General features: G+C 68.7%; 27 protein-coding genes. 7 read left to right on the top strand and 20 right to left on the bottom strand.

The window, feature by feature from the left end:
- Nucleotides 1-30: 30 nt before the first annotated feature.
- The 4 genes from tatB to sigE all read right to left on the bottom strand — a co-directional run bounded on the left by tatB (nucleotide 31) and on the right by sigE (nucleotide 4,233).
- The gene (gene tatB, locus U9979_RS05030) at nucleotides 31-600 is read right to left on the bottom strand and encodes a Sec-independent protein translocase protein TatB (RefSeq protein WP_322778451.1); all 570 of its coding nucleotides are present in this window, start codon (nucleotides 598-600) and stop codon (nucleotides 31-33) included.
- A gap of 108 nt (nucleotides 601-708) precedes the next feature.
- Nucleotides 709-2,136 (bottom strand): S1C family serine protease, encoded by a 1,428-nt coding sequence (locus tag U9979_RS05025; RefSeq protein ID WP_322778450.1) that lies wholly within the window; start codon nucleotides 2,134-2,136, stop codon nucleotides 709-711.
- A 196-nt stretch (nucleotides 2,137-2,332) separates the two neighbouring features.
- Nucleotides 2,333-3,274 (bottom strand): hypothetical protein, encoded by a 942-nt coding sequence (locus tag U9979_RS05020; protein ID WP_322778449.1) that lies wholly within the window; start codon nucleotides 3,272-3,274, stop codon nucleotides 2,333-2,335.
- A complete protein-coding gene (gene sigE / locus U9979_RS05015) occupies nucleotides 3,271-4,233 on the bottom strand; it encodes an RNA polymerase sigma factor SigE (protein ID WP_416219452.1) in 963 nt (320 codons plus the stop codon). Before sigE ends, U9979_RS05020 begins: the two co-directional genes overlap by 4 nt.
- 168 nt (nucleotides 4,234-4,401) lie before the next feature.
- Between sigE and U9979_RS05010 the strand changes: the two genes are divergently transcribed.
- A complete protein-coding gene (locus tag U9979_RS05010) occupies nucleotides 4,402-5,064 on the top strand; it encodes an O-methyltransferase (RefSeq protein WP_322749151.1) in 663 nt (220 codons plus the stop codon).
- Here U9979_RS05010 and U9979_RS05005 read toward each other — a convergent pair.
- From U9979_RS05005 to U9979_RS04985, 5 genes are all read right to left on the bottom strand, one after another.
- Complete coding sequence (locus U9979_RS05005) at nucleotides 5,050-5,232, bottom strand: hypothetical protein (RefSeq protein WP_322778447.1); 183 nt, start codon at nucleotides 5,230-5,232, stop codon at nucleotides 5,050-5,052. The genes U9979_RS05010 and U9979_RS05005 overlap by 15 nt on opposite strands.
- A 20-nt stretch (nucleotides 5,233-5,252) precedes the next feature.
- Nucleotides 5,253-5,492, bottom strand: a complete 240-nt coding sequence (locus tag U9979_RS05000; RefSeq protein WP_322767529.1) for a hypothetical protein — start codon at nucleotides 5,490-5,492, stop codon at nucleotides 5,253-5,255.
- 97 nt (nucleotides 5,493-5,589) lie between these two features.
- Nucleotides 5,590-5,757, bottom strand: a complete 168-nt coding sequence (locus tag U9979_RS04995) for a DUF3117 domain-containing protein (protein ID WP_013872340.1) — start codon at nucleotides 5,755-5,757, stop codon at nucleotides 5,590-5,592.
- Between the two features lie 241 nt (nucleotides 5,758-5,998).
- Nucleotides 5,999-6,505 (bottom strand): SRPBCC family protein, encoded by a 507-nt coding sequence (locus U9979_RS04990; protein ID WP_322778446.1) that lies wholly within the window; start codon nucleotides 6,503-6,505, stop codon nucleotides 5,999-6,001.
- Nucleotides 6,506-6,738: 233 nt separating this feature from the next.
- Nucleotides 6,739-7,281, bottom strand: a complete 543-nt coding sequence (locus tag U9979_RS04985) for a DivIVA domain-containing protein (RefSeq protein WP_322778445.1) — start codon at nucleotides 7,279-7,281, stop codon at nucleotides 6,739-6,741.
- A 237-nt stretch (nucleotides 7,282-7,518) separates the two neighbouring features.
- Here U9979_RS04985 and folP point away from each other — a divergent pair, with 237 nt between their 5' ends.
- Nucleotides 7,519-8,331, top strand: a complete 813-nt coding sequence (gene folP / locus U9979_RS04980) for a dihydropteroate synthase (RefSeq protein ID WP_322778455.1) — start codon at nucleotides 7,519-7,521, stop codon at nucleotides 8,329-8,331.
- A gap of 32 nt (nucleotides 8,332-8,363) precedes the next feature.
- Here folP and U9979_RS04975 read toward each other — a convergent pair whose 3' ends face one another.
- The 6 genes from U9979_RS04975 to fdxA all read right to left on the bottom strand — a co-directional run bounded on the left by U9979_RS04975 (nucleotide 8,364) and on the right by fdxA (nucleotide 13,865).
- Nucleotides 8,364-8,954 (bottom strand): TIGR00730 family Rossman fold protein, encoded by a 591-nt coding sequence (locus U9979_RS04975; RefSeq protein ID WP_322778444.1) that lies wholly within the window; start codon nucleotides 8,952-8,954, stop codon nucleotides 8,364-8,366.
- Nucleotides 8,951-9,907 (bottom strand): TIGR00730 family Rossman fold protein, encoded by a 957-nt coding sequence (locus tag U9979_RS04970; RefSeq protein ID WP_416219448.1) that lies wholly within the window; start codon nucleotides 9,905-9,907, stop codon nucleotides 8,951-8,953. The genes U9979_RS04975 and U9979_RS04970 overlap by 4 nt, the downstream gene beginning before the upstream one ends.
- A 115-nt stretch (nucleotides 9,908-10,022) precedes the next feature.
- Nucleotides 10,023-11,186, bottom strand: a complete 1,164-nt coding sequence (gene dapE / locus U9979_RS04965) for a succinyl-diaminopimelate desuccinylase (protein ID WP_322778443.1) — start codon at nucleotides 11,184-11,186, stop codon at nucleotides 10,023-10,025.
- The gene (locus tag U9979_RS04960) at nucleotides 11,176-12,021 is read right to left on the bottom strand and encodes a 2,3,4,5-tetrahydropyridine-2,6-dicarboxylate N-succinyltransferase (protein ID WP_322778442.1); all 846 of its coding nucleotides are present in this window, start codon (nucleotides 12,019-12,021) and stop codon (nucleotides 11,176-11,178) included. Before U9979_RS04960 ends, dapE begins: the two co-directional genes overlap by 11 nt.
- 60 nt (nucleotides 12,022-12,081) lie before the next feature.
- Nucleotides 12,082-13,485, bottom strand: a complete 1,404-nt coding sequence (gene dapC, locus U9979_RS04955; RefSeq protein WP_322778441.1) for a succinyldiaminopimelate transaminase — start codon at nucleotides 13,483-13,485, stop codon at nucleotides 12,082-12,084.
- 56 nt (nucleotides 13,486-13,541) lie between these two features.
- Nucleotides 13,542-13,865, bottom strand: a complete 324-nt coding sequence (fdxA, locus tag U9979_RS04950; RefSeq protein WP_322754456.1) for a ferredoxin — start codon at nucleotides 13,863-13,865, stop codon at nucleotides 13,542-13,544.
- 407 nt (nucleotides 13,866-14,272) lie between these two features.
- Here fdxA and U9979_RS04945 point away from each other — a divergent pair, with 407 nt between their 5' ends.
- Complete coding sequence (locus tag U9979_RS04945) at nucleotides 14,273-15,196, top strand: transglutaminase-like domain-containing protein (protein WP_322748894.1); 924 nt, start codon at nucleotides 14,273-14,275, stop codon at nucleotides 15,194-15,196.
- An 11-nt stretch (nucleotides 15,197-15,207) separates the two neighbouring features.
- Here the strand turns inward: U9979_RS04945 and U9979_RS04940 are convergent, their stop codons facing one another.
- From U9979_RS04940 to mshB, 3 genes are all read right to left on the bottom strand, one after another.
- Entirely contained in the window at nucleotides 15,208-15,705 is a 498-nt protein-coding gene (locus U9979_RS04940; RefSeq protein WP_322748893.1) for a flavin reductase family protein, read from the bottom strand.
- A gap of 110 nt (nucleotides 15,706-15,815) precedes the next feature.
- Nucleotides 15,816-16,295 carry a DUF6113 family protein gene (locus U9979_RS04935; protein ID WP_322778440.1) on the bottom strand — a complete coding sequence of 160 codons (480 nt, stop codon included), beginning with the start codon at nucleotides 16,293-16,295 and terminating at the stop codon, nucleotides 15,816-15,818.
- A gap of 13 nt (nucleotides 16,296-16,308) precedes the next feature.
- The gene (mshB, locus tag U9979_RS04930; protein WP_322778453.1) at nucleotides 16,309-17,187 is read right to left on the bottom strand and encodes an N-acetyl-1-D-myo-inositol-2-amino-2-deoxy-alpha-D-glucopyranoside deacetylase; all 879 of its coding nucleotides are present in this window, start codon (nucleotides 17,185-17,187) and stop codon (nucleotides 16,309-16,311) included.
- A 159-nt stretch (nucleotides 17,188-17,346) separates the two neighbouring features.
- On the opposite strand from mshB, the gene U9979_RS04925 reads away from it, so the two are divergent.
- On the top strand, nucleotides 17,347-18,633 hold the full coding sequence (locus U9979_RS04925; RefSeq protein ID WP_322778439.1) for a DUF3696 domain-containing protein: 1,287 nt from the start codon (nucleotides 17,347-17,349) through the stop codon (nucleotides 18,631-18,633).
- 92 nt (nucleotides 18,634-18,725) lie between these two features.
- Nucleotides 18,726-19,010 carry a hypothetical protein gene (locus U9979_RS04920; RefSeq protein ID WP_322778438.1) on the top strand — a complete coding sequence of 95 codons (285 nt, stop codon included), beginning with the start codon at nucleotides 18,726-18,728 and terminating at the stop codon, nucleotides 19,008-19,010.
- 25 nt (nucleotides 19,011-19,035) lie between these two features.
- On the opposite strand, the gene typA is transcribed toward U9979_RS04920, so the two are convergent.
- Together typA and U9979_RS04910 are read right to left on the bottom strand one after the other, a co-directional pair.
- The gene (typA, locus tag U9979_RS04915; RefSeq protein WP_322748891.1) at nucleotides 19,036-20,877 is read right to left on the bottom strand and encodes a translational GTPase TypA; all 1,842 of its coding nucleotides are present in this window, start codon (nucleotides 20,875-20,877) and stop codon (nucleotides 19,036-19,038) included.
- Between the two features lie 248 nt (nucleotides 20,878-21,125).
- Nucleotides 21,126-21,557: a (deoxy)nucleoside triphosphate pyrophosphohydrolase gene (locus U9979_RS04910; RefSeq protein ID WP_322748890.1), complete on the bottom strand. Its 432-nt coding sequence runs from the start codon at nucleotides 21,555-21,557 to the stop codon at nucleotides 21,126-21,128.
- Nucleotides 21,558-21,663: 106 nt separating this feature from the next.
- Between U9979_RS04910 and U9979_RS04905 the strand changes: the two genes are divergently transcribed.
- Both U9979_RS04905 and U9979_RS04900 read left to right on the top strand, forming a co-directional pair.
- Entirely contained in the window at nucleotides 21,664-21,972 is a 309-nt protein-coding gene (locus tag U9979_RS04905; RefSeq protein ID WP_322778437.1) for a 4a-hydroxytetrahydrobiopterin dehydratase, read from the top strand.
- Between the two features lie 448 nt (nucleotides 21,973-22,420).
- Nucleotides 22,421-23,629 (top strand): ABC transporter substrate-binding protein, encoded by a 1,209-nt coding sequence (locus U9979_RS04900; protein ID WP_322778436.1) that lies wholly within the window; start codon nucleotides 22,421-22,423, stop codon nucleotides 23,627-23,629.
- The last annotated feature ends 116 nt before the right edge of the window (nucleotides 23,630-23,745 follow it).

The raw sequence follows: 23,745 nt of genomic DNA, 5'->3' as shown, positions 1-23,745 counted from the left end.
AACAGAAGTGGCGCGGGTATCAGACGGGTATCAGGTCGCGTCGGTGTCGAAGGGCGTCGCCGCCGACAGCATCTCGGCGCTGACCGCCCCCCTCGCTGCGGGCGCCGCGGCAGCCGCTTGACCCCGGTCTGTCGGGGCGGCCTTGGCCGGGGTCGAAGTGGCCTTGGTCAAAATGGGGGATTTTGTCAGGGCAGGGGATTTCGTCAACGACGGCGCCTTGGCCACAGCCGGCGCATCGTCGTAGGAGAGCCGGGGCCGAACCGGCTCGGTGAGCCCGGACGGCGTCTCCGGGTCGTCATCGAAGAGCATCTTGTCGAGCGACGTCCGCTTGGAAAGGTACGACGGAAGCAACGGGTCTTCGTCCTCGAACAGATGCTTGCGCACGAACGTCGTGGGATGCAGGGTACTCAGGTCGAGATCGGCAATCTCTGGACCGAGCTCGGAGCGCAGCTCCTCGCGCATGCCGGCAGCCATCTGCCGGAACTGACGCAGCATCCGACCGGCGTCACGGGCCGCGTTCGGCAACCGTTCCGGACCGAACACGAATAGGCCGATCAGTAGAAGGACAGCGACCTCGCCCCAGCCCACACCGTTGAACACGGCCCCAGACTACCTCGCCATTGCGATCAACGGAACACCTCCGACCCGGTTGCCCGTCCGCTCGGGCCCACCGACCCGGTTGCCCGGTTACCCGGTTGCCCGGCGTTCCTAACCGCGCTGCTCCTGAAGGGTCAGCGCGACATCATGGACAGTGTGATCACGCTCGAAACTAAGCATGATCCGGTCACCGATCCGATGGCCGCGGGTTGCCGCAATCAGGTCATTGGTATTCCCGATGACCGTCCCGTCGACCTTGATGATAATGTCGCCCGGACGCAGGCCGACCGCGTCCGCGGGCCCGCCCGACTCCACCGCGCGGATCAGTGCGCCGGACGACGTTCCGACCGCCGCCGCATCATCCGGCGTGATCGTCCCGGTGGACACGCCGACATCGGGATGCGTGGCACGACCGGTACTGATGATCTCACCAGCCACTGACCTCGCGTAGTCGATCGGGATGGCGAAACCGACTCCGATGTTCCCGGACGCGCCGCGGTCGGCGCGGGACCCGGGCACAGCCGCGATCGCGGTGTTGATGCCGACAACCTGACCGCGTCCGTCCACCAGCGCACCGCCCGAGTTGCCGGGATTGATGGCCGCGTCGGTCTGGATCGCACCGATGAGGACCGACTCCCCGCCGGACTCCACCGGCACCGTCGGGTTACGGTCGAGCGCGCTGACAATACCTGTGGTCACTGTTCCGGACAGGCCCAACGGTGCACCGATGGCCACCAGAGGTGCACCCACCACGAGCGAGCCGGAACGTCCCAACGTCGCGGCTGGTAGCGGGTTCGCAGTCTGAATCCGGATTACGGCAAGGTCCGTCTTGGGATCACGCCCGATGATCTCAGCCGAGATCTGCCGCAGCTCCTTGTACAAGGTCACCGACACGCGCGCCCCGGCGGCAACGCCTGCGATGACGTGGTTGTTCGTCAGGATGTAGCCGTCCGATCTGATGATCACACCGGAGCCGGTGGCGGACAGGATCGGACTGGTCACATTGATCGTGACAACCGACGGCAGGGCACGTGCGGCAATGACGGAGACCGGCGCGGCCCGTTCGACCGGGGCCGCAGCGTCGACGCCCGCCACGGGCGACGACCCGGGTGGCGACCCGGGTGGCGACCCGGATGGCGACCCGGCCGCGGTCGGTACGAGTGGCTCGTCGGTCCGCGCGGAGTGAGCGCCGATCACACCACCGATCACACCGCCGGCGCCACCGCCGACCAGGCCGGCGAGCAGCATCGCCGCCACGAGAACCAGCCGACCCGGTCGGGGTGCGACCTGGTCGGGCGCTCCCCACCCGGGGACACGCGATTCATCAACAGCTGCGTCAGCGGCGCCGTCGACGGTGGGCTGCCCGCCATGATGTGCAACGGGCACAAAAAGATCGGCCGGCAGGTTCGCCGCCGACCCCCAGGCACCGGGTGCCGGAGCCGGGCGGGCCCACCATGGGTTTGTCGGCGGGTCACCCGAACCTCTGTCATCCGCCGGTTCACCCCGCGGTGCGATGCCGTCCTCGCCGTCACCGCTCACGGCCATCCGCCTCCGCCACCAGTAGCAGGGAACACGCGGATGTACCCACAGGCACGAAACATCCGCCAACATCGCCGGGCGCTCTTATGCTCGTATCGGGGAAACGTCGGGCCGCTCAGCCAGCCCCTACTGCGATCACGCAGCTATTACCGTACGACCTCCCGGCGGCAGCCGGCGGTAACCCGACCGGGACGCCCTAGCGCCGCGAGCCATCGGGCAGCAACACCGCGGCCATCACCGACGGCAGGTGGCCAGCCCCGGCTTCAGCGACATCGACCTCAGCGGCGCTGATTCCGGCGGCATTGGTACCGGACAGATTGGTCCCGGGGACGGCCGTCCCGGCGATGCCCGTCCTGGCGATGCTCATCCCGGCGATACCCGTCCTGGAGATGACGTTGGGCTGAGCCGCCGGGACCGCGACGGGACGCGGCGGTTGCGCAACAGTGCCAGGCGCACGTATCTCTCCGAGCGCAGCGCCCGCGACAGCGAAAAGCATCACCGCCACGGAGCTAACCAAGGTACGTCTGGTCCGGCTCTGGCGTCCCCGCCAGCCGCTGGCCGAACTGGTCGCCGGCCGGCGACCACCGGACGCGGTGCCTGCGTGCCGCGCGGCGTCCGGCCGACTCGAATCAAGGCGCCTCTTCGAGCCCGGCCGGCGGCGCCCCGTCGGGCCGGTAGCACCGACGAGATCAACCGGCCTGGTTGACGACGCCACCCGCCCGGCCGTCGCCCCGGTCGGCATTGCCGACTGCGGCGGATCGGCGCTCCGCGCAGGGCTCGGGACGACCGGCTGGTCCACCGAACCGATGACGCCGATGACGCCGATGACGCCGATGACGCCGATGAAAAGATCACGCCCGGCCGTCCGGATGACCCCGCGGATGGCCAGGGACACCGGGCGTGTCCGGGCCGGGCCCGAGGCGGCGGGAGCTGCCATTCGCAGCAGCCGATCCGCCACTCCCCCCGGCAGGGTCGGATCGCCGAGCCCCGCCAGCCGGGCCTTGAGGTGGCGCAGCTCGGCGACCTCCCACTGACAGGACGAACAGCACGCGACGTGCGCCAGGGCACGGTCCCGACCGTCGTGGTCCAGCTGCCCGTCAACCAGCGGAGCGATCTGCTTGCCGAGATGTCCGGTCACGCCTGCCCCTCCGGTGCGGACGACGTGCCACCACCAGCATTCGCCGCCGCCGGCAGGCCTGTCGGCGGCGTCCGCCGAGTGATCCGGTGCGATCGGCGTGACGGCGTCGTACCGTCCTCGACCGGGGCGAGCGCGCCTGCCGCGGGCGCGACCGGCCCGGCCACCGGCTTCGGCGTCGACGCCTCGATCAGGACGGCCCCACCGGCTGGGACGGCCCGGTCGGCTGGGACGGCGTCGGCTGGAAGGGCATCGGCTGGAAGGGCGTCGTCCGTCGCGGTGCCCGATGCTGGGAACACGGCCGGCCCGTCTGCCGGCACCGACGCACGCGGCGCACGATCGGCGAGTGTTTGGCGCAACATGGCCCGGCCCCGGGAGATCCGACTACGGACGGTCCCGAGTTTCACGCCGAGAGTCTGCGCGATCTCCTCATAGGACAACTGCTCGATGTCGCACAGCACGACCGCAGCCCGGAAATCGGGCGGGAGCGCTGCCAGCGCACCTTCGATGTCGGCATCGAGATGCGACTCCGCATATACAGCCTCGGGACTCGCTTCGCGGCCGGCAAGGCGTTCCGGGTCGTCCGGCAGCGCGTCGAACCGAATCTTCTGCTGGCGGCGCATCCGGTCCAGGAAGAGGTTTGTGGTGATCCGGTGCAGCCAGCCCTCAAAGGTGCCGGGCGTGTAATCGGCCAGCGACCGAAACACCCGCACGAAGACATCCTGGGTGAGGTCCTCGGCATCGTGTGCGTTCCCCGTAAGCCGGTAAGCGAGCCGATACACCCGATTACCGTGATCTCGCACGACCTCTTCCCACGTGGGTGGTACCCACGTGGTCAGGTCCGTCCCGGCGACGTCGACCGCGACGGTTTCGTCACGTACGGCGTCGCCGTCCGACACCGGACGTGGCGAAACCGACCGCCCGGGCGCGAACGTCGCCAGACGCGCGTCCTGTCCGGTCACGGTCGCCTCTCGCTCGGTTCGCGACGAACGTACCCGACGCGCCGGCCATGGCGCGGCAAAACCCGCAGCGGACACCGGCTGATCTCCCCTCGATCCATCCCGACACGAGGTGCGCTGACCAGACGAACGCACCATGCACAGCGGGCGTTCCCGTAGGCTGCCTATGTCATGCCCGACACAGCCACCGGAGCCGTCGATCCGGCCTCCGAATACACCGAGGGCTTCCTGTTGGAAGACCCTCCGCTGAGAGCTGCCCGGGCACGCGCCGAGGAGGTCGGGATCGTGCCCGTCAGCCCGGGCGCCGGGTCCATCCTTCGTTTTCTCGCCGCCTGTGTCGCCGCCCGCACCGTCGTCGAAATCGGAACAGGTACGGGGGTGTCCGGTACCTGGCTCCTGCGCGGTATGCGGCCGGACGGAACGCTCACCACCATTGACGTCGAGGCCGAACATCTCCGGCTCGCGCGCCGCACGTATGCCGACGCGGGAATGGCATCCAACCGCAGCCGGCTGATAACGGGCCGGGCCCTCGACGTCCTGCCCCGCCTCACCGACGGTGCTTATGACCTGGTCTTCTGCGATGCGGACAGACGTGAGGCCACCGATTACCTCAACCAGGCCCTCCGCCTTCTGCGGCCGGGCGGGATCGTGGTGTTCGCCGGCATGCTCGCCGGTGGGCGGGTCGCGGACCTGGCAGCTCGCGATCCCGAGGCCGTCGCGGCCCGGGAGCTCGCGACCGCCGTGCGGGACGACATCCGGCTGACGCCGATGCTCCTGACCGCCGGTGACGGCCTGATCGTCGCGGTTGTCGCGAAGTCGTCACCGGTCGGATGAGCGCTCGTCTACTCCGGGGTCGTCGGCCTCGGAGCGGACGAACAGAATCATGATCGCATACCTTTCGACCGGGTAGCCGAGGAGCCGGGGAGCCGGGTAGCCACGCCGGCGGCGAGCGAACACCCCAGCTGGTGCCGCGCCCCCGCCGATGTCGGCCAGGTCCGCCACAACGGGCTCCAGTATGGCCGCTACTCCCCGCGCCTAGCAGGGCTGCCGCCAAGTCCTTCACCGGCGGCCTGGGCCACGCGCAGAAGGCCTCTGGGACCCGCTGTGTCGTCGGAACAGGAGAACAGGCCGGCCGGCGCGACGGTGGCCGCGTAGGCAAGCCCCTCAGCGGGCACCAGACGGCCCTCGGCGTCGGTGTTGAGCGCCTCGGACGGTGGTTCCGCCCCAGCAGTAGACGACGTGAGCAGAACCCGTGCCGGCACACCGACCTCCGGCGGCGTACCGGCCCACAGCCTCACGGTCGGTGGGCGGAGGGCGGAGGGCGGCCCACTCGGTATCCACCGGAACGTCGAACACGCCCTAGCCGGCAGCCGACTTCAGCGCGTCCCCAAGGTCCTTCGCCTCGTCAGGCAACAGTTCCACCACGAGACGGCCACCCCCTTCGAGCGGAACGCGCATGATGATGCTGCGCCCCTCCTTGGTGACCTCGAGCGGACCGTCACCCGTCCGCGGCTTCATGGCCGCCATCGGTGCACCTCTTCCTGCCGTCGGACCTGCTACCACCGGCGATTATCCCGGAGAACAGGCCGGGAACCGAAACACGTCACCCCGCAGCGCCACAACAGACACAGCCAGACGGGATCGTGAACCGCCAAATAAGCCTCCGAACAGCCAACACGGAAACAATTCAGGCCAAGGACCATGATCGGGATGTCACGGCGGTCCGGCGGCGGCGCGTGCCAGCCGTCCAGGCGACGTCAGCTGGACGTCAGCTGGACGTCACGTTCCGGGCGAAGCGGTGCAACGAGACCCGCCACACACCCGCGAGCAGCGGCCGCAGCAGCTCGAACACAGCGCGACCGAACCAGCCCAGCAGCAGGTCCAGCTCCTCGGACCAGACGAGCCTCGACCGCCCGGCGGGCAGGGGCACAACCACGAAGGCTCCGCTCCCACGCACCACCCGGCCGGTATGGCGGACCAGGCAGCGGTACGGCGGCTCCCACTCGACGATCTCCATCGTGTCGACGATCGCCAACGGGCCGATCCCCGTGCGGGCGACGATGCAGCCGCCGACCCCGATCCCACCCTGACGGCAACGGACCACCGTCGTCGCCAGCAGCCACTCCCCCTGACGCTCCCAGTCGGTCAGTGCCGCGAACACGGCGTCCGGTCCGGCGTCCACCTCGACAGCCGCGACAAGCGTGCCGGGCTTGCGCCGGTTCACCGCGGGAGCTGGCGGGCGGTGGTGCTTCCGGGACAGGCTGACGCTCAACATGAAGATCCCCTATAGTGGTCCGCCGGCTTGGAGCGACCCGCGACGGGTACGCGGCGTCGCGGGTCCGGCGCACGCACCTCGCCCCATCGCTACCCGGCCATCGCTTCGCGATGCACGCCCCTACTGCCAAGCGCCCTTAACGATGTGAATCTGATGCTGCTGCCACAACACCAGATTCACATCGTTCCCAACGAGCGTCCGGCATCTTCCGAAAGCCCTGTCCCGGCTGCCGGTTACTCCGGTGGTGGGACCGGTAGGGCTGTCGGGGCCGGTAGGGCTGTCGGGGCCGGCAGCTCTGCCCGGGCCGGCAGCGTGGTCTGGCTGACGGCGTCGGCGTGGCCGGACCAGTCGTCGCGATCCGCACTCCGTCGGCCCGGCGACTGGTGACCCGGCGACTGGTGACCCGGCGACTGGTGACCCGGCGACTGATGATCGAAATGGGCGAAGGTGGCAAGCCTGACCATCTCCTCGTCCCGCCGCGCCAGTTCAGCGTCCCGCCAGGCGAGCTCGTCCGCGAGCCGTGCGAGTACCGCGTCCACCTCGGCCATCCGGTACCCGCGAAACGCCATGTCAAACCGGACACCGTTGACATCAGTCGCAGACACGGTCGGTGATGGCAGACCGTTGTCAGCCGCATCCGGCGGCGCCGGCGACAACCGGTCGAACCTTCCGACCGAGAGGGCTGCGACGGCGAAGACGATGGCGGCGACAACGATTATCTCGACAGCGAGCAACACACTCACGATCGTGGCACGGGCCGAAAGGTTGCGCCGCACCTGCCACCCCGCCGGCGTGATCGCGGCTGTAGTTTCGCCCGGTGCGAGGCTCCGGGCGCTCTAAACTCCCTTTCGATGAGTACGGACGCCGACACGCCCCACGCCGCCGATCCGGCAGGCACGGAGCAGACCGTGGGCACGGAGCAGACCGCGGGCCCAGCGCACACCGCGGATACGGTTGCCGCCGCTGACCTCCGGCTCGGCGCCTCGACGTTCGGTCCGTCCGACCTGGTCATCATGGCGATCATCAACCGGACGCCCGACTCGTTCTTCGACCGGGGCGCGACCTACGGCGAGACGGAGGCACTGGCCGCTGTGGATCGTGCCGTCGCCGACGGCGCCCAGATCATCGACATCGGCGGGGTGAAGGCGGCGCCGGGCTATGACGTCGATACGGACGAGGAGCTGCGGCGCATCGGTGGATTCGTCGCGCTGGTCCGGTCCAGGCACCCCGCCATCGCGATCAGCGTGGACACCTGGCGGGCCGAGGTCGGCACAGTCGTGGCCGGTGAAGGCGCAGACCTGCTCAACGATGCCTGGGGCGGCACCGACCCGCACCTGGCCGAGGTTGCCGCCGAGCACGGCTTGGGCCTGGTCTGCACCCACGCCGGGCACCTGCCGCCCCGCACCCGCCCACACCGGATCGCCTACGACGACGTGGTCGCCGACATCATCGCCACCACGACCGGGCTCGCGAAGCGCGCGGTGGCGCTGGGAGTACGACCGGACGGCGTCATCGTCGATCCCGGCCACGACTTCGGCAAGAACAGCCGGCATTCCCTGACGGCGACGCGCCGGCTGCCCGAACTCGCCGCCACCGGATGGCCGGTGCTCGTCGCGCTGTCGAACAAGGACTTCATCGGCGAGGCCCTCGACGCGCCGGTCACCGAGCGTCTTGAGGGGACCCTCGCCGCAACCGCGATCAGCGCCTGGCTCGGTGCCAGGATCTTCCGGGCCCATCAGGTCGCAGCGACCCGCAAGGTGCTGGACATGGTGGCGGCCATCCGCGGGACCCGGGACCTCGCCGTCGGACGCCGGGGTCTCGCCTGACCCGGCCCCGGCGGGCGACCCGGGCCAACCGGTTATTCGCCCTCAAGCTGTTCGGCGGCGCTCGGACCGAGACCGCCCGGCCGCCGTACCCCGGCCTCCAGCATGTCCAACGCGGCCGCGACCGTGTCCGCCCAGCCCAGCGCGTCCTGGGCCGCCGGTCGGACGAAACCCCGCCCGACCAGCTCCGCCACCTGTACCCGCAGGTGGGTGAACAGGCCCGAGGGGTCGAGGACGACGACCGGCTTGGCGTGCATCCCGAGGGAACGCGCGACCCAGACCTCCAGGAGCTCCTCAATGGTGCCCAGGCCGCCGGGCAGCGCCAGGAACGCGTCCGAACGAATCTCCAGGAGTGCCTTGCGCTCCCGCATCGTCTCGGTGACGATCAGTTCGTCCGCTTCGTCGTCGGTGATCTCAAGCGCCGCCAGCGCCCGCGGGATCACACCCACGGTGTAGGCGCCACCGGCACGGGCGGCGCGGGCGACCGCGCCCATGCACGAGATCGAGCCGGCGCCCGAGACAAGACCGTGGCCGCGGCGGGCGAGCGCGGCACCGACGTCGGCGGCGAGCTCGACGTAGGAGGGATCGATCGCCTCGGACGACGAGCAGTAGACGCAGATGTTCACGCGGGCTCGCCGGCCGGCCAACCGGCATCCGGTCCCGACTGGCTGCCACCGCCACCAGCACCCGCACCCGCACCCGCACCCGCACCCGCACCCGCACGGTGACTGTCGACGATGATGCGGACGGCCTCGTCCACGTCATCGGTGAGAGTCACAAGATCAAGATCTGACGGCAGGATGCGCCCGGCGCCCGCGACGGTCGTACGCAACCAGTCCAGCAGACCCCCCCAGTACCGCGACCCGATGAGCACCACCGGGAAACGGGTCACCCGACGGGTCTGGACGAGCGTGAGGGCCTCGAACAGCTCATCCAGCGTGCCGAGCCCGCCAGGCATGATCACAAATGCCTCGGCGTACTTGACGAACATGGTCTTGCGGACGAAGAAGTACCGGAAGGTCACCCCGAGATCGACCCAGTCGTTGAGGCGTTGTTCGAACGGGAGCTCGATACCGAGGCCGACAGACAGACCACCGGCTTCCTGCGCGCCCCGGTTGACAGCTTCCATCGCCCCCGGACCACCACCAGTGATCACCGCATAGCCGGCCCGGACGAGCGCGGCACCGAGCCGTTCGCCCAGGGCGTAATCGGGGTCGTCCACCGAAACTCGGGCCGAGCCGAAGACCGTCACCGCTCGGGGCAACTCCGCGAGCAGCCCGAACCCCTCGACGAACTCACTCTGGATCCGCAGGACCCGCCACGGGTCGGCGTGGACCCAGTCGGTCGGGCCGCGGGTGTCCAGCAGGTGCTGGTCGGTCGTTGACGCCTCGACCAGCCCCCGGCGGACGGTGATAGGCCCGCGTTGCCTCTCCGGGGGGCGCCGGGACCGGGCCGGCCGGTCCCGGCGCGGACCGGGATCGGGTCCGGGATCGGGACCGGGACCGGGACCGGCAGCGCCGGGGACCGGAGGAACGTCTGGCTGGACCGGGTCGATGGGCGCACTCACGAGCCGTAACATAACGTTCCAGCGTTACATTCAAGATCACATTCGGGTAACCCGCGGAGGAGTTCGGCGAGCGTTATCCGAAACATCCCGGGCAGGTCAGCGGCCATCCCGGCATGTGCTGATCCGGCTAATCCGGCTCTTGCGCCGTGAGGTAGCGCCGCAGGACGTCCTCGGCCGCGTCGATGCGTTCGGCCTCCACGTACTCGTCGCGGGTGTGGGCAAGGTTGGGATCACCGGGGCCGAAGTTGAGCGCGGGGATGCCGAGCGCGGCGAAACGGGCCACGTCCGTCCAGCCGTACTTGGCCACGGGCACGCGCCCCACGGCAGCCACGAACGCGCGCACGGCCGGCGCGGTGAGCCCGGGCGGCGCGCCGGCAGAACTGTCGGTCAGCTCAAGAGCGAAGCCGTCGAGGACGTCGCGGACATGGTCGAACGCCTGGAGAACATCACGGTCCGGAGCGAACCGATAGTTGATCGTAACCACGCAGGCGTCCGGGATGACGTTGCCGGCGACGCCGCCGCCGACCCGCACGGCGTTGAGGCCCTCGCGGTACGTACAGCCGTCGATCGTCACCTCCCGCGGCCGGTACGCGGCCAGGCGCTCCAGCAACGGCGCGGCGCGATGGATCGCGTTATCGCCGAGCCAGGCCCGCGCCGAGTGCGCCCGGCGTCCGCGCAGCGTGGCCACAACCCGCAGGGTGCCCTGACAGCCCGCCTCGATCTCCCCCGATGTCGGCTCCAGGAGGACCGCGAGATCGGCGTCCAGCCAGTCGCGATGATGCGCGGCAAGCCGACGTAGCCCGTTTCGGTCGGCGCCGACCTCCTCGTTGTCGTAGAAAACCCAGGTGACGTCGTGCGCAAGGCCGTCAGCCATGCCGCCGTCAACCATGCCGCCAGCCATGCCGCCAAGCAGGGTGGCGGCCAGCCGCAGCATCACGGCCACCCCCGACTTCATATCGGACGTTCCGCAGCCGTAGAGCCGACCGTCCACCGCCCGGGCCGGCAAATTGTCCGCGATCGGCACGGTGTCGAGATGGCCGGCCAGCAGCACCCGGGTCGATCGCCCCAGCTCGGTGCGGGCGACGACGGCGTCGCCGTCCCGGTCCACCCGTAGTCCGGCGAGGTCCGCCAGCGCCCCTTCGACCAGGTCGGCCAGGGCAGCCTCGGATCCGCTCTCGGACGGGACGTCGACCAGGGCGCGGGTCAGCTCCGCCGCCGGGACGGTGAGGTCCAGCCGTGCGCCCGGAGGCCGTAGTCCCTGGTGCGCCAGTGGCGAGCTCTCAGGTGGCAACGCCGTGCTCCCGCAGGACGTCGTTGAGCGCGAGCTTGTCGTGAATCTCGCCTTCGGCCAGCGTCCGCAGCACCAGGACACACGGCATCGCGAAGTCCCCGGCGGGAAACGACTTCACCCGGCTCGACCCCACCGCCACCGCCCGCGCCGGGATCTCCCCGCGGGGATACTCCTCGCCGGTGACAGCGTCGAACACGTGCGTGGACGCGGTCAGGATCGCGCCCGCGCCGAGCTTGGCCCCGCGGCGCACCCGGGCGCCCTCCACCACCACGGCGCGACTGCCGATGAACGCGTCGTCCTCGACCACCACGGGCCTGGCGTTCGGCGGTTCCAGCACCCCGCCGATGCCGACCCCGCCGGACAGGTGCACCCGACGCCCGATCTGCGCACACGAACCGACCGTCGCCCAGGTGTCAACCAGCGTGCCGGCACCGACGTATCCGCCGATATTGGTGTAGCTCGGCATCAGTACCGCGCCGGGTTCGATGTGCGCGCCCCAGCGGACGATCGCGCCCGGCACGACGCGGACCCCGTCGAAGGACGTCTTGAGCGGCACCCGGTCGTGATACCGGAAGTCGCCAGCGCAGGACTCGACCATCGACAGTACCCGGAACGCGAGCAGGATGGCGCGTTTCGCCCGTTCGTCCACGACGACGTCGCCGCCGCCGGTGACATGCGCGACCCGCGCCCTCCCCGCGTCCAACAGGTTGATCGCCTCGACCACGACATCGTGGACACTGCGGCCGTCCGGCGCCTCGGTGGCGTCGGGACGGTCCCACAACAGGTCGACGACCGGGTCTATCGCGGAATCGATGATCTCATCCGAGGTACTCACGGTCCCGACCCTAACGAGGCGACCACCTCTCGTGCCCCACTGGCTCCGGCAAGCGGTGGATCATCGGATGTCCGGCGGCTCCGTGGTTACCCGAAATCCGGGGCGGGCACCGTGGTCATCGCCCGGCCATGACACCGCCGGCGCCGCGGCCGGGGCCGTCCCCGGATCCACGGTGAGCTCCGGGGCCCCACCCCGGTACCGGCTCCCCGGCGGGTAGACGGGGTCCGGCCATCCCCCGGCCGTGGGCTGGCCACCGGTCGGCGGTCCGGCCTGCGGGAACGGCGGGACCGGATGCGCGCCGGTCTGGTAGCCGCCGCCGGGGTAGCCGCCGCCTGGATAGCCAGCGCCTGGATAGCCGGCGGACGGCGGTGGAGGTGCGGACGGCGGGTTGACCGGCTGCGGTGGTGGCAACATCGCCATCCGCTCCGGAACGGTGGCCACTTGGGCGTCCGGCCCGGTCAGCGCTATCCGTACGTGATGACGCCCAGCCTCGCCGTAGAACACTCCGGGCGCGACAAGCACACCCACGCTTGACAGGGCGTCCACCGTCGCCCACGCATCTTCCCCGCGGGTCGCCCACAGATAGAGCCCGGCCTCGCTGTGTTCGATCGTGAATCCGGCGACGGCCAACGCCGCGGCGAGCACCGCGCGCCGGTTGGCGTAGCGCGCCCGCTGCTCGGCAACGTGCATGTCGTCGGCCAGCGCCGCGGTCATGGCCGCCTGAACCGGCGTCGGGACCATCGACCCGCAGTGCCGCCGCACTTCCAACAACCCGGCGACAAGCCTTGGATCCCCGGTGACGAAGCCGGCGCGGTAGCCGGCGAGGTTCGACCGCTTGGACAACGAGTGAACGGCGAGCAGCCCCTCGTGGGAGCCACCGCAGACATCGGGATGCAGCACCGAGACGGGCCGGGCTTCCCAGCCCAGCTCGATGTAGCACTCGTCACTGGCGACGACGATGCCGCGATCTCGGGCCCAGCCCACGACCGCCCGCATCTCGTCCACGGTCAACACCCGGCCCGACGGGTTGGCCGGGGTGTTCAGCCAGATCAGGGCCACGCCGTCAGCCGGGCCGAGCACCGGTTCGCAGCCAGCCAGCAGGGCACCGACCTGGTAGGTCGGGTATGCCGGTGTCGGTATCCAGATCCGGTCGCCCGGCCCGAGCCCGAGTTGGCTCGGAAGCTGCGCGACCAGTTCCTTGGTCCCGATCACCGGCAGAACGGCGGTCGACTCGACGATCACCCCGAGCCGGCGCGCCAGCCAGCCCGCCGCCGCGTCCCGCAACTCAGGCGTGCCGGCGGTGGCCGGATAGCCAGGGGCGTTCGCCGCCGCCGCAAGGGCGTGCTGAATCGCGAGCGGGGTCGGGTCCACCGGCGTGCCGACCGACAGGTCGACGATGCCGTACGGGTGTGCGCGGGCCTTGTGCGCGAACGGCGCAAGGGCATCCCAGGGGAAGTCAGGCAACCGTACCCGGGAGTGGCGGGCCTGCCGGAACGCTCCGGCAGGCCCTGTAGGCCCGGTCAGGACTCGCCCTGCGGCGCCAACGTGGCGACGCTGGGTGGGTCGAACTCGAGCGCGCCCACCTTCGACGCCCCGCCAGGCGAGCCGAGCTCCTCGAAGAAGACGGCGTTGGTATCGGTGAAGCCCTTCCACTGATCCGGGACGTCGTCCTCGTAGTAGATGGCTTCGACCGGACAGACGGGCTCACACGCTCCGCAGTCGACGCACTCGTCAGGCTGGATGTAGAGCATCCGTCCGCCTTCGTAGATGCAGTCGACCGGGCACTCCTCGATGCAGGCCCTGTCCTTGACATCGACGCAGGGCTCCGCGATGACGTAGGTCACCGGTTGTTCCTCCTCGGCTCACGGGCGACTGATTCCCTAGTATCGACCTCAACGGTTCTGTGTCGACAACAAGGGCGTTCGCTTGTCGTGTATGTCGTCCGTATCACTCCTGCTGACACCGGCGCCAGAGTCTCGGTACGCCGGCGGGTCGCCGGTCCGTTGCCGCTGACCGACGTCGTCGGGCACCTGTTGTCCTGGACCGATCGACGTCTGACGATACGGACCAGAGACGGTTCCATCGTGACGGTGGCCGAAGATGATCTCGTTGCAGGTCGGCGGGTGCCGCCAGCGCCGGTCCGCAGATCATCCGCCGGACCGGCGACGGTAGAACCGGACGTGCAGAGGGCCGAGCCGAAGGCAGTACAGAGCGCAGTACAGAGCGCTGGGCAGACGGAGGCGAATCCGCAATGAGTGCCCGAACACGACGTCAGTTCGCCGACATCGTCCGACAGGATCCGATCGATGTCGGCCTGGCCTGCATGCTGATCGCGGCCGAGGTCGAACCGGAGATCGACCCGGGACGCGAGCTGGGCCGATTCGACCTCCTCGCCGCGGACGCCGGCAGCCTCCTGGGCATCACGCCGAGCGAGGTGGGCGCCACGGGCGACCGACCCGCGGGCGACCGACCCGCGGTTGGACCCACCGTCGGACCCACCGTCGGACCCGTCGCCCGACGGACGCTCGCCGGGCTGGACGTGCGGACCGCCGCCGAGATCCTGCGGGAGACGCTGGGAACGCGGGCGGGCTTCCACGGTGACGCGGGCGACTTCGACAGTCTGCACGCGTCCCTGCTCACCTCGGTACTCCGCCGCCGGCACGGCCTGCCGATCCTGTTGTCGATCGTGTGGACGGAGGTCGCCCACCGGCTCGGCGTCCCCGCATACCCGATCGGCCTGCCCGGCCACGTCATCGTCGGTGTCGGCTCGCCCGAGCGCCAGGTGCTGGTCGACCCGTTCGCCGGCGGCCGGATGATCACCGTGCACGAGGCGGCGGAGAAGGTTCGCTCCGCCGGCGTGGCGTTCACCCGGTCCCACCTCGAACCGATGAATGCAACAGACCTGCTCATGCGGGTGCTGGGCAACATCCGGGTCTGGGCGGCACGGTCGGAGGCCGTCGCGACCCGCCTGTGGGCCGTCGAACTGTCCCTGTTGCTGCCCCACCATCCGACCCACCTGCTTCGGGAAAGGGGCGAGCTGCGCGCCCGCCTCGGTGACTTCCGCGGCGGCGCCGACGATCTGGCGACCTTCGCCGACGCGGTTGCGTCCCCGGAACCGGCCGCTGCCGCCGCGGCCCGCGAGGCTGCACGCGCCGCCCGCGCCCGCCTGAACTGATGGTGGACGGATCAGCCGGCGGCCAGTGCCCGGTATGTCCCCTCGTAGAACAGCAGGGGAGGTACGTCCCGGCCGGATCCGTCCAGCGCCACGACCTCACCGAGCAGCAGCGTATGGTCACCACCCTCGTAGGTGAGGACCGTACGACACTCGAACGCAGCGAGCGCGTCGTCCAACAGGACCACACCGGTCACTGACCCGACGGAGTGCTTCCAGTTCCCGAAGAGGGTCGTCGCGTCGTACCGGTTCTGGCTGGCGAAGAAACGGGACGCGTCCTGCATGTCAGCGGCGAGTACGGAAACGCCCCAGACGCCCGCACCGAGAACCGGCGCGTGAAAGCGGGACGTCTTGCGGACGCTGACGAGCACCAGCAGCGGGTCGAGCGACACGGAGGTGAACGAGTTCGCGGTGACCGCGAACGGCTGGCCGTCGAGAACGGTGGTGATAACCGTGACACCTGTTGCGAAACGCCCGACCGCCCGGCGGAAGGCGTCCGGATCGACGGCCACGCGAACACGCTACTCCCGTAGGGCACTGACACGTCCCCTCCGGCCCGGTCGTGACAACTGGCACATCCGAGCCCGCCGCACTTTCTCGGCGGACGCTGATATGCATCCCGTCAGGACCCGGGTCCTGACCCGGGTCCGGACCCGGGCCTGGAGCCGGGCCTGGAGCCGGACCGTGACGCCGGTATTGCTGACAGCCCGCGACGGGGCGAGCCGATCACCGCGACGACAACCGGAGCCGTCGCGCCGATGACCAGAAACAGATATCCGGCGGTACTCGCCCGCAAGAGGAGATCACCTTCAGGACGCGAGCTGGCGAACAACAACACGATCGGAATCCAGGCCGCAAGAACAATCATGGCGCCAAGGCGGGTGCCGGTGAGCCACCGCACCAGCATCGCCACCCCGACGTTTCCGACCAGCGCCAGGAACACTCCGGCCGACATCAGGATCCCGCCGGGACGCGGGCCCGCCGGGACGAGGAACACCCCGTAGAAACCGAGCGCGAGACCGGCCAGCCAGCCGAACGTGTAGGCCGACCCCAGGAAGAGTCGGGACGGTTCGCACTCGACACGACCGCTGTCCTGATTCACACCGAAGAGGTTCTCAGAGGTCGAGTCCGGCGAAGAGGTCGGTCTCCCGCCCATGCGGGCCGGAACCCGGTCCGCGCTCACCCCGGGTGAGGATGTAGTGCTCGGTACCCCAGGCCCGGTGGCCAATGCCGTCGGCCAGGGCGAAGAAGAAACCGTCCGTCGTCATCTGGGTGGCATGTGCCCGCATGGCCGCCACCTTCGCCTCAAAGTGAGCGGGTGAGGTTACTTCGGTGGTCACGACGTCGTCCGATACCGCCATCGGTACATCGTCCGCCGACTCCACACCGTCGAACAGTTGACGCCCGCTACCCGTCGAGCGGAAGTAGTCGATCCCAGCCTGGATCATCGACCTCGTGATCGCGGTCTGGTAGAGCTTCACCGGCTGCCACGGCGGCCCGGTGTCCGGGGCGAAGGAGGGATCCGCGGCCGCATCGAACGCCCGCACGGTCAACTCGTGCGCCCGGATGTGGTCGGGATGGCCGTATCCCCCGTTGCTGTCGTAGGTGACCAGCACCTGTGGGCGGACCTCGCGGACAATCGTGGCCAGCGCCGCGGTCGCCTCGTCGAGATCCGCGCGCCACAGGCAACGCGGATCGTCGTTTCCGGGCGTACCCATCATGCCGCTGTCACGCCACCGACCCGGCCCACCGAGGAAGCGATGATCGGTGACACCGAGCACCGCACAGGAGCGCGCGAGCTCGCCGATGCGGTACCCGCCGAGCTGGTCGCCCCGGTCCGCCCGCAGGCTGATCAGCTCCGGGACCAGCACCTCGCCCATCTCCCCGAGTGTGGCGGTGACGAGGGTGACGTGAGTGTCGGGATCGGCGGCGTAGGACGCCATGGTCACCCCAGTCCCGATCACCTCGTCGTCGGGGTGGGCGTGCACGAACAGCACCCGCCGCGCCGGCAGCTCAGCGGAGTGCGGCCCGGACCCGGTCTCCACAGCGGTAGCAGTCACATCCACGACCCTACGGGTCGGTACACGCACCGGTGACAGGGCCCGCCATCCACGCTCTGCGAGGATGAACGGAGATCGTTCGAGGAGGACGTCATGCTGACCGGCCTACGTGTGCGGAACTTCAAGAGCTGGAAGGACTCCGGCGACATCCGGCTCGCACCGATCACTCTGCTGTTCGGGACGAACAGCTCCGGCAAGACCAGCCTGATCCAGCTCCTCCTGCTCCTCAAGCAGACCGCCGAGAGTTCCGACCGTCGCCGCGTCCTCGACCTCGGTGACGCGAACTCCCTCGTCGAACTCGGCACCTTCAAGGACCTGATCCACAATCATCGCGCAGATTCGGAACTATTCTTCACAGTGGAGTGGAAGACCGCCGATCAATTCTGGCTCGAACAGATCTTTCCGGAAAACTTCGATCGCCTGGACTTCAGCGCATCAATCCTGCAGGACGCGACCCCGGGGATCGCAGTCAAAGAGTTTCACTACAACGTAGGCCAACAACATCTTTTCGCACGTCGCGACGAGATAGGCGGCCAGTATCACGCTGGACATTATTACAACAGCGAGACCCAGGGCCTCGGAGAACCCACCAAATTCTACGTATTTCCGGAAGACCCGCATAGATCAGCACCAGAATCGGAGATGTACTCCCAACTCGCGTTCGAGCTTCAAACCACTTTGTCGCGTATCTCCTATGTCGGGCCGATGCGGGAGGACCCGAAGAGGAACTACCTGTGGACCGGCGCGAAGCCATCCAATGTGGGAAAACGCGGCGAGCGCGCGGTCGAGGCACTGCTCGCGGCACAGATAACCGGGCGCACCGTTCCAGCTGGCACCGAAGCCGGTGACGACGGCGAGCCGCTGCCGCAGCGGGTCGGACGTTGGCTGCGAGACATGGGGGTAATCCACTCGTTCGAGCTGCGGGAGCTGGTTGCAGGACGCCAGATCTTCGAGCTGGTGGTACGGATGCGGCCCGACTCCCCCGAGGTGCTGCTGACCGACGTGGGGTTCGGGGTCTCCCAGGTGCTGCCCGTCCTCGTCCAGTCGTACTACGCCGAGACGGACAACACGGTCATCTTCGAGCAGCCCGAGATCCACCTGCACCCGGGTGTCCAGTCTCATCTTGCCGACGTCTTCATCGACGCGACACGGACGCGAGGCGTCCAGTTTCTGATCGAAAGCCACAGCGAGCATCTGCTCCGGCGACTGCAACGGCGTCTTGCCGAAGGAGTGATCACAGCCGAGGACGTCGCGCTGTACTTCGTCGAGTACGGGCCGGAAGGTTCGCAGCTCCGGGCATTGGAACTGGATGAGACAGGGAATATCAAGAACTGGCCTGCATCAATCTGTTACAGGACGTCGTCGCCCACGGTGGGCTGACGCTGGACGCACTCGGACTCATCGTCGCGGAATACGCCAGGCATCTGAACTTCTCCGGTCAGCCCGGCGTCGGTGACGCGTTCTTCCGCTGGGTGCAGAACAACCAGTACAACGACGACCACTGCACGCGGGTCGAAATCACGCCCGACGGCGAGGGCAGTTTCCTGGAATTCCCGACGGACGCCGCGCTTTCACGGTTCGATCCGGCCGACCGCACGTTCGTGGCGACCGCGATCGCACACGGCAAAGCGGAGATCGTGGTCGGCACGGACAGCGACTGGTGGCTGCACCGTGACGCGCTCGCCGCAGCAGGCGTCCCGATCAGGTTCCTGTCCGAGCGGTACTTCCGCGAGAAGTACCCGGCCGATCCGCGGTAGGCCGGGTACCCGTTCCTGGATCCGCTCAGTTGGCGCGGCGACGGGACCGGAGCTTCTCGCGTTCCGCCGCGGTCAGCGCGACCTTGCGCATCCGGACCGGCCCGGGAGTGACCTCCACGCATTCGTCCTCACGGCAGAACTCCAGGGCCTGCTCCAGGGACAGCTGCCGGTGTGGGGAGAGGCGCACCAGCTCGTCCCCGGTGGAGGACCGCATGTTGGTGAGCTTCTTCTCCTTGGTGGGGTTCACGTCCATGTCGTCCGCGCGCGAGTTCTCCCCGACGATCATGCCTTCGTAGACGTCGGTGGTCGGACCCACGAAAAGGGTGCCGCGCTCGCCGAGGTTGTAGAGGGCGTACGCGGTGGCCACGCCGGTGCGGTCGGCCACCATCGAACCCGTCGCGCGGGTGCGCAGCTCCCCGAACCAGGGCTCGTAGCAGTCGAAGACATGGTGCATCAGCCCGGTGCCGCGGGTCTCGGTCAGGAACTCCGTCCGGAAGCCGATGAGCCCGCGGGCCGGCACCCGGTACTCCATCCGGATCCAGCCGGTGCCGTGGTTGACCATCTCCTCGAGCCGACCCTTACGCACCGCGAGCAGCTGGGTGAGCGTCCCGAGGTAGTCCTCGGGTGCGTCGATGGTGAGCCGCTCCACCGGTTCGTGCCGCTTCCCGTCAACCTCCTTGGTGACGACCTGCGGCTTGCCGACGGTGAGCTCGAAGCCTTCGCGGCGCATCAGCTCGACCAGGATCGCCAGTGCCAGCTCCCCGCGACCCTGGACCTCCCAGGTGTCGGGGCGTTCGGTCGGCAGCACCCGGATGGAGACGTTGCCGACCAGTTCGGCATCCAACCGGTTGCGCAGCAGCCGCGCGGTCAGCTTCGTCCCGGACTTGCCCGCGAGCGGCGAGGTGTTGATACCGATGGTCATGCTGATCGACGGCTCGTCCACGGTGATCACGGGCAGCGGCCGAGGGTCCTCGGGATCGGCCAGCGTCTCACCGATCATGATGTCCGGGATGCCCGCGATGGCGATGATGTCGCCCGGTCCGGCTTCCTCGCCCGGCACCCGCTCCAGCGCCTTCGTGACCAGCAATTCGCTGATCTTCACCCGGTCGGTGCGGCCGTCCGCGCGGCACAGCACCACGCTCTGCCCACGGCGAAGCGTCCCGTTGTGCACCCGGCACAGCGCGAGACGGCCGAGGTAGGGGGAGGCGTCGAGGTTGGTGACCAGTGCCTGCAAGGGCGCCTGCGGGTCGTAGGCCGGCATCGGGACCGACTCAAGCAACACGTCGAACAACGGCTTGAGGTCAGGCGAGTCGGGGTTGTCGCCGTCCTCCGGCCGGTTCAGCGAGGCCCGCCCCGCCTTGGCGTTGCAGTAGACGATCGGGAATTCGATCTGGGTCTCGTCCGCGTCCAGATCGAGGAAGAGCTCGTAGGTCGCGTCGACGACCTCGGCGATCCGGGCGTCGGAGCGGTCCACCTTGTTGATGACCAGAATGACCGGCTGCCGGGCCTCCAGCGCCTTACGCAGGACGAACCGGGTCTGCGGCAGCGGACCCTCGCTCGCGTCGACCAACAGCACCACACCGTCGACCATGGACAGGCCGCGCTCGACCTCCCCACCGAAGTCCGCGTGGCCGGGGGTGTCAACGATGTTGATCGTGACGTCGCCGTGCTGAACGGCGGTGTTCTTCGCGAGAATCGTGATGCCCTTCTCGCGTTCGAGATCCATCGAGTCCATGACACGATCCGTGGCCTCGGCATGGTCACCAAAGGCGCCGGACTGCCGCAGCATCGCGTCGACGAGGGTTGTCTTGCCATGGTCGACGTGGGCAATGATCGCGACGTTACGCAGGTCGGCGCGGACGGACACGGTGGCGGACTCCGGTACGGACGTGGGGCAGCGGCCCCGGGGCTGGTGTTACTGGACAGATGGTGCTGAAATCATGACGTTGGCCGCTGGATCCGGCCCGACGGGACAGCCCAGGTGCCGGGCACGGGCAGCAGTAGATCGACCCGTTCCGGCTCGCCTCTGGCGAGGTCTGCCCCCATGGTACGGACCCGGGAGACCGCACCTTGAAAATCAACGGAAGGTTTACTTATCAACACCATCCGTTAATGTTACGTATCGCCCCATACCCCCGACGTGCCCGCCGCCAGCCTGCCGCGAAGATCTTCGACCAGCGGAACGTCAGGCGAAAGCCACGGTACGTCGTCAAGCTCGTGCGATGCGAGCCACCGCAACTCCGAATGCGCGATCGGACGCGGCTCGCCGTCGATGATCCGGGCGAACCACACCCGCAGCACCCAGCCGACCGCCGGCAGCGCGACCTCACCCAGGACCGCACCCACCTCGATGTCGACACCGAGCTCCTCGCGGCACTCGCGCACCAGCGCGCTCACCTCGTCCTCGCCTGGCTCGACCTTGCCCCCGGGGAACTCCCAGCCGCCGGCGAGCTCGGGCGGCCCGCGCCGGCAGCACGCCAGCACGCGACCGCTGGCATCAAGAAGTGCCGCGGCCACCACGACCCGCGAGATGCCTGCCGCCCCCATGACCGACCACACTGTAATGACGGGGAGTTTCCCGTCGCGAGGAGGGCCCGCAGCATCCGGGCGGCGACCACCGAAGGCGCCCGGCAAACCGGACGGAGGCCATTTCATGCCCACCAAGCTGGATGCGGACCGGGTTACCGAGGCGCTCGGCGAGCTACCGGGCTGGACCGGTGACACATCGACAATTGTGCGTAAGGTCACCATGGACGACGAGACCTCGGACGAGGCGATCGAGAAAATCTCGATCGTGGCGAACAAAATGAACCACCACCCCGTCGTCGACCGGGCGCATGATGTGACAACTTTCACAGTCTGGACGCATTCACACGGCGGCGTCACGGACCTCGACATCGTGTTGGCCTCCCGGATCTCCGACATTCTGCGTCAACACGGCATTGCGGACCCGGCGAGGTAGGTTCGCGGCCAGAAAATCAGTAACAGGTCCGGCGCACCGCTGATCAGCGGTGTGCCAGGCGCCCCATGAGCCGGGCTCGCCCACGCATCCCGGCGGTGACGCGTGCCGGCATTCGGAGCTAATCCGACAAAAGCTGGCAGACATACCACCTGGCACACCCCGGGCATTGCGATCAATCTCGCGGCGAGAGTCGCTCGACGCGATCGCCGGCGCCCCAGCTGTGCCCCAGCCGCGACCGTGCCTTCGGACCAACAAGGCCCTGACCTGGGCACCCCCCGAACAACTGATCGCAACTAAGTGATATGAATTATACATTCGAATTGATCTACCAGATATTTTGATCTTACGAAGGTCGCCCCAGCGTCAGGCTGGATCAGCGCGACGAGACATTCTCGGCTCGTGGAGGCTTGCCGTGCGGCATCGCATTCCGTTTGGTCGGCGGCCGGTCATGGCTGTTGTCGCCCTTGTGTTGGCCGCAAGCTGCGGCGGTGGCAGCGGCGACGCACCGAGCGCGTCGGCAACGACGGCCTGCTCGACTCCCGGGATCAGTCCGACCACGGCCAACGCCGGGCTGATCTTCCCTTCTTCGGGCCCCGCGGCACCGCAGTTCGCCGATTTCCGGGCCGGTGTCGACGCGAGGTTCGGAGTGGAGAACAGCAAGGGCGGCGTATATGGTCGCCAACTTGCCTACGACTGGGCGGACGACGGTTCCGACCCGGCCACGAACCGCGCCGTGGCAACCGGGCTCATCGAAAAGTCACAGGTCTTCGGCATGGTCGAGGCGAGCAACGTCGCCTCCGGTTCAGCCGACTACCTGCACACGAACGGCATCCCGGTGGTCGGTGTCTCGGCGGAAACCCTCTGGAGCAAGAACGACAACATGTTCACCTGGTCGAACTACCTCACGGACGGCCCGGCACCGACAACGTGGGGAACATTTGCGAAGAGCCAGGGCGGAAAGAAGGCCGCGGTGCTACGCATCGCGTTCAGTGAAGCATCGGCCACCTTCGCCCAGAAGATGGCCGAGAGCATGAAGGCTGCGGGCGTCGACGTGGTCTACACCGACCAGATCTCAGCGACCGGGACGGACCCGGCCACGATCGCCGCCAAGATCAAGAACTTCGGTGTCGACACACTCGCCGGGGCACTGACCGTCGACGCCTTCACCAACATCACTACCGCGGTCAACCGGGCACAGGTCCCGCTGCGGGTCTCGATGTCCCCGTCCGGGTACGACCAGGGGATACTCACCAAGTACGGCACCCAACTGGCCGGGACCTACGTGTTCGTGAACGTCGCACCCTTCGAGGAGAACCTACCCGCTCACAAGACGTTCGTCGCCGGGATGACGGCCTACGCCCCACAGCTCCAACCAGCGACACAGAGCCTCGCCCTCAGCGGTTGGATCAGCGCCGACATGTTCATTCGCGGGCTCCAGACCGCGGGCCCCTGCCCCACCCGCCAGTCCTTCATCAGCGGACTGCGGCAGGTCCACGACTACGACGCCGGCGGTCTGGTCACACCAGCCGCCGACATGGCGAAGTATCAGAGCGCCTCGCCGTGCTACACCTTCCTGCGGATCAACAACAAGGGCACCGCGTTCGACGTCCAGCAGCCGGCACCGTTCTGCGGGCAAACAGCCGCATCGGGTCAATAGTCGGGACAACCACCCGACAACCGGCGACGACGGGTGCCGGGAGTGCGGCGCACAGCCTCTCCCGGCACCGGCACGGCGACCAGGCTTCCGTCAACCAGCGGAAACAGGCTTGTGAC

It is taken from the genome of Protofrankia sp. Cas4 (assembly GCF_963555915.1).
Taxonomy (GTDB): domain Bacteria; phylum Actinomycetota; class Actinomycetes; order Frankiales; family Frankiaceae; genus Protofrankia.
Note: the sequence above shows the minus strand (reverse complement) of the source record. Positions and strands in the feature narration are given on the sequence as shown.

Coding starts and splice junctions, on each gene's coding strand:
- U9979_RS05010 (WP_322749151.1), top strand. CDS start 4,402: ATGCCCGACACAGCCACCGGAGCCGTCGATCCGGCCTCCGAATACACC.
- U9979_RS04995 (WP_013872340.1), bottom strand. CDS start 5,757: ATGGCGGCCATGAAGCCGCGGACGGGTGACGGTCCGCTCGAGGTCACC.
- U9979_RS04990 (WP_322778446.1), bottom strand. CDS start 6,505: ATGTTGAGCGTCAGCCTGTCCCGGAAGCACCACCGCCCGCCAGCTCCC.
- folP (WP_322778455.1), top strand. CDS start 7,519: ATGGCGATCATCAACCGGACGCCCGACTCGTTCTTCGACCGGGGCGCG.
- U9979_RS04970 (WP_416219448.1), bottom strand. CDS start 9,907: ATGTTACGGCTCGTGAGTGCGCCCATCGACCCGGTCCAGCCAGACGTT.
- U9979_RS04945 (WP_322748894.1), top strand. CDS start 14,273: ATGAGTGCCCGAACACGACGTCAGTTCGCCGACATCGTCCGACAGGAT.
- U9979_RS04925 (WP_322778439.1), top strand. CDS start 17,347: ATGCTGACCGGCCTACGTGTGCGGAACTTCAAGAGCTGGAAGGACTCC.
- U9979_RS04910 (WP_322748890.1), bottom strand. CDS start 21,557: ATGGGGGCGGCAGGCATCTCGCGGGTCGTGGTGGCCGCGGCACTTCTT.
- U9979_RS04905 (WP_322778437.1), top strand. CDS start 21,664: ATGCCCACCAAGCTGGATGCGGACCGGGTTACCGAGGCGCTCGGCGAG.
- U9979_RS04900 (WP_322778436.1), top strand. CDS start 22,421: ATGGCTGTTGTCGCCCTTGTGTTGGCCGCAAGCTGCGGCGGTGGCAGC.